Raw genomic sequence first — 1,038 nt, 5'->3', positions numbered from 1 at the left:
CCACCTAAATCAGCGAGGGAGTCCCGCCGTTCACGGCGGGCGGGAATCGCGTAAGCTCCGAAGGGCAAACAACACTCAACAGCCCGGCCAACTCCCTATCTTTTATAAACATAAAGCCACAAGTGGCATACAGATGGAGATTAATCGTACCGCAGTTGTCAAGCTCTCCGTCCCTAGCGACCGCCGAGACGACCTGAAACGGACAATGAACACGTTTCGGGATGCAACACAGCGGTTCGCAGACCAAGGATGGGATGGTGATGACGACGGGTACGTGATTACGTCGGGTAATCATCTCCAGCGCCTTGTCTACGATGACATACGCGAGGACACTGGATTGCACGCTGACCTGACGGTTGCCGCAACAGACCATGCCGCTAATGCACTCGATGGGTGTGTTGAGAAGATGAAAGCAGGTGAACGCACCTCGAAACCAGTGTTCACATCGAACACAACAGTCTACAACACGAACGCGATTACCTACTTCGACGGCTACTGCTCACTTGCCGCCTATGGTGGCAGTCGCGTTCACGCCGAATACGTCTATCCAGACGACTCGATTCAAGCCGAGTACATGGAAAGCGACGAGTGGCAGAAACAGGGCGCAAAACTCCGCTACGACTACCAAACAGATACCTACTATCTCCACGTCTCTGTAAAGCAGGAACGCGAAGAAACGTCGGGAGAAGCTGAGAGCAGGACAGTTCTTGGCGTAGACCGGAACGTGGACGGGTATCTTGCAGTCACCAGCACAGGCGCGTTCATCGGGAACGCCGACCTGCTGAATCACAAACGCCGCGAGTATGAACGTCGCCGCGCTCGCCTCCAACAGCAAGGCACACGAAGCGCACACCTCACGATACAGTCCATCGGTGACACCTTCGCTAACTGGTCTGAAGATTTCTTGCACCAAGCATCGAAGGAACTGGTCAACGAAGCCGTCTCACATGGCTGTACGACCATTGTGTTTGAGAACTTGGAAAACATCCGTGAACGCATCTCAGACGCTTCAAAGTTCCAGCAGTGGACGTTCAACGA

Annotated in this window: 1 protein-coding gene; it reads left to right on the top strand. The window is 54.0% G+C overall.

Annotated elements, in window-relative coordinates:
- Positions 1–133 precede the first annotated feature (133 nt).
- A partial coding sequence (locus KM295_RS16785) for a transposase (RefSeq protein ID WP_256031524.1) occupies positions 134–1,038 on the top strand: 905 nt, incomplete at its 3' end.

It is taken from the genome of Natronomonas aquatica (assembly GCF_024449025.1).
Taxonomy (GTDB): domain Archaea; phylum Halobacteriota; class Halobacteria; order Halobacteriales; family Haloarculaceae; genus Natronomonas; species Natronomonas aquatica.
This window is presented reverse-complemented; position numbering and strand designations above follow the sequence as displayed.